Source organism: Pseudomonadota bacterium (assembly GCA_030860485.1).
Lineage (GTDB): Bacteria > Pseudomonadota > Gammaproteobacteria > JACCXJ01 > JACCXJ01 > JACCXJ01.
In genome coordinates this window covers 1-3,513 of the sequence record JALZID010000321.1, presented here as the reverse complement: position 1 = coordinate 3,513, position 3,513 = coordinate 1, and the positions used below count along the sequence as shown (strand labels likewise).

2 protein-coding genes and 1 pseudogene are annotated in these 3,513 nt (G+C 62.6%); all 3 read right to left on the bottom strand.

The genetic code is table 11. The features are described from left to right. Positions 1-180: 180 nt before the first annotated feature. The 3 genes and pseudogenes from M3461_20285 to aceE all read right to left on the bottom strand — a co-directional run bounded on the left by M3461_20285 (position 181) and on the right by aceE (position 3,513). On the bottom strand, positions 181-1,455 hold the full coding sequence (locus M3461_20285; protein MDQ3776522.1) for an FAD-dependent oxidoreductase: 1,275 nt from the start codon (positions 1,453-1,455) through the stop codon (positions 181-183). A gap of 188 nt (positions 1,456-1,643) precedes the next feature. Further along, a complete protein-coding gene (locus tag M3461_20280; GenBank protein MDQ3776521.1) occupies positions 1,644-2,432 on the bottom strand; it encodes an NYN domain-containing protein in 789 nt (262 codons plus the stop codon). A gap of 437 nt (positions 2,433-2,869) precedes the next feature. Next, positions 2,870-3,513, bottom strand: a pseudogene (gene aceE, locus M3461_20275) (pyruvate dehydrogenase (acetyl-transferring), homodimeric type).

The following is a 3,513-nucleotide window of genomic DNA, read 5'->3' as shown; positions in this document are numbered from 1 at the left end:
ATCAGGGCCAGAGGCGACCAAGGCCTCACCAACAGGCCGGATATATGGGAGCAACTGCGCTACCGACCTCTGCCGTCAACGAGCGAGATGCTTGCAAATCGGAGGAGTCCATATATGGGGGTTCGCGCACTTGCTCTTCCGCCGCCGCGGTCCGTTCGCGATGGGCATATCGCCGGGTGATTATGCCCAGATCGATTCCCCGGTCAGGGCGCGGCACACCTCGACGCCGGCACGGAAGGCGTCCTCATGGAATCCGTATTTAAAATACGATCCACAGAAGAACGTGCGGCCGTTCTGATTGAGCGTGTGGAGCTTCACCTGGGCATGGATGGCGGCGAGGTCGAAGATGGGGTGCTCGTAAGACAGATCTTTCAGGACTTTACTGGTATGGACGCGGCTCGTATCCCCGAAAGTCACGAAATAATCCGTGGTCTTGGAGACCTTTTGCAGGGTGTTCATGTGATAGGTCGTCGATGACCGCGGGCGCCGGTCGCGATCGTATTCGACGTGATAGTTCCAACCCGCCCAATGCCGCCGGTTCCTCGGCATGAGCGACGTATCGGTATGCACGAGCACCTGGCTCCTGTGATATCGGAATCTTCCCAGTAGCTCGCGCTCCTCGGGCGTCGGGTCCGCGAGCAGCGCGAGCGCCTGGTCGCCATGGCAGGCGAGGATCAGGTGATCGAAGCGCCGGCGCTCGCCGCGATCGTCTTCGACCTCGACCGCCCCGTTTCCCCGCCTGACACGAGTCACGCCGCGATTCATGAGGGTCCGATCCCGGAACGGCTCGCTGATCCGATCGACGTAGGAGCGGCTGCCGTTGACCACGGTCCTCCAGTGCTTGCGGCCCATGATACCTTGCAAGGCCCCGTGGTGGTCCAGAAACTCCACCAGCGTCAATACCGGATATGCCAGCACCTCCTCCGGCGGCAGCGACCAGGTAACGGCAATGAGCGGGATCAAGAAGCGCTGTAGGAGGTCGTCGCCGTAGCCCCTGGTCTTCATGTAGGCGGCGATGCTGAGCTCGCGGTATCGGGGTTCCGTCAGCACCTCGCGCGCCTGGCGGTGGAACTTGACCATCTCGAAGAGCATCTTGAGGAAGCGCCAGCTCCGCAGGTTTTTGAGATCGCAAAAGCAATAGGTCAGGCCATGGGTCATGTACTGCAGGCCATCGGGCTCGATCTGGAAGCTGAAGCTCATCGGGCAATACCTATTGGGCACCTTCAGCTCCTCGAGCAGGCGCATGAAGAGCGGATAGGCGGCGTTGTTGAACACCACGAAGGCGGTATCGAAGCGCACGGTCTCTCCGCCGTAGGACACCGTCACCGAGTTCGCGTGTCCGCCGATGTAGTCGTTCGTCTCGTAGAGGGTGAGGTCGAACCGGTCGTGCAGGAAATGGCCGCATGCGAGGCCGGCCGCGCCGGTGCCGATGATCGCGACGGTGGCTTTTGTCATGGTTTATTGCTCTTGTATTACTACGTTTGACTGGTCACGCAGCTATGGGAGAAACCAATCCCGTAGGGGGATGAGCGGAGCGGATCCCGGCAAGCCCGCGCGTGGCGCTGGGTTTCGTTCCTCAGCCCACTACGGCGCTAGCATGACGATCGTAGGAAGCCGGAGATTTCTGCGAAGGGCCGTACGCCTCAGCTCGGGCGCGCGAACTGGAACTCGGTCGCGTTGATCGCCTTGAGTTTCCCGCCGACCTGCTGCTCGAGCTCGAATTGCAGGATCGCTTCTCGGGTCTTGAGCAGCGCGAAATGGGCGTTATCCACGGTCTCCTCGTTGCGCGTGAAGTCCCGGATGTGCAGAAAGATGTCGGACTGAAAGTCTGTTGGGCCGAAACCGGTTCGGATCGATAAAAACCCATAGCCCTTGGCCTCGTTCACGGAGTACATGACGCCCCGCTTCTTCCGGTCGCCATTGGCGGCGTCGGCCACAAGCCCGGGCACGAGGAAGCCGGAGAAGTAGTAATCGACCTCCTGACGTAGCAGGCGGCTGGTGTTCGCGAACGACAGGAGATCCACGCGCTTGCCGCGGCCCTGAAGGGCCCGGACCAGGCGCAGGAAATCCCCGTCGCCCGTGCCCAGAAGCACATAGTCGAGGTTGTCTGCCTGGAGCAGCGCCTCGACCGCAAGGTCGAGATCGGCGTTGGCCTTGGTCACCAGCTCACCCTTGGAATCGCGATAGCGCAGCACCTCCTTGGGGATCAGGTGAAAACCCATGCGGCGGATCGCGTTGCGGTACTCCTCGCCGCGCTGACGCGCGTCCTCGTCTTCCTGTTCCCGCTCGCGGTCCACCGCCAGATAGGCGTTGGCCCGCACCACGATGGCCCCCTGGGCCTGGACCAACTCGCGTAACACGTCGTAACGCATGCCCCAGCCGCCGTTGCGGCTCAGATTCTCGACATCCAGAAAGATCCCTGCCTTCAGCACCGTTCGCTCACCTTTACAATACGTATCAATAATACAAAGAAACCGTAGAATAAACTTACGGAGGGATCGGGTCTTTCAGGATCGATCCCGTATTTCTCGAGGGCCTCGGACACGAGGCCGCGCGGCACCGTGTCCTCCTCCGCCAGGACCGTCAACGCCGCGAGGGTGATGTAATCGCGATCCACCTCGAAGAACCGCCGCCGCTCGCGCGTATCACTGCGGCCGAAACCGTCGGTGCCGAGGACCACATAGCGCCTGGGCACGAAGGCGCGGATCTGATGGGCGTAGCTCCGCATGTAGTCGGTCGCGGCCACGACCGGCCCCTCCCGGCTCGCGAGACACGACTCGACATAGCTGATCCTTCGATCCTTCGGACCGAGTCCGGGTGCAAAGCGTTCCACCGCTCGCAGGCGAGACCCTCGTGCCTGAGCTCGGTGAAGCCCGCTGGTATCGCGGGCGATGAGCGGGTCCCGGTAGGCGCCCCAGATGACCTTGATGACGTTCCAGCCCGCGCCGCGGAACACGACCTCCAGCTCCTGGATGCTCTTGCCGTTGGCGCGCACCGGGCCGTCCAGGCGCTGGAGGTTGCAGTTGACGACGAAGATGAGGTTGTCGAGCCGCTCGCGCGCCGCCAGGCTGATGGCGCCCAAGGATTCGGGCTCGTCAGTCTCGCCGTCGCCGACGAAGGCCCATACCTTGCGCCCCTCCGTGGCCAGGAGCCCGCGATCATCGAGGTAGCGCATGAAGCGCGCCTGATAGATCGCCATAGATCGCCATGATGGGTGTGAGCCAGGGGAGCCAGGGGTGGGATAGGACGACAGCCTGGGCCCGATCGCCTCCTGGCGGAAGCGCCTGAGGTCATCTTCCTCGATACGTCCCTCGATGAAGGCACGGGCGTAGATCCCCGGCGCCGAGTGGCCTTGGATGAACACGAGATGGCCCCCGTGCGCCTTGCTGGGGCATGGAAAAAGTGGTTGAATCCGATGTCGTAAAGCGTCGCGCTGGAGGCGAAGCTCGCGATGTGTCCGCCGAGCCCGGCGTGCTCGCGGTTGGCCTGGATCACCATGGCCATCGCGTTCCA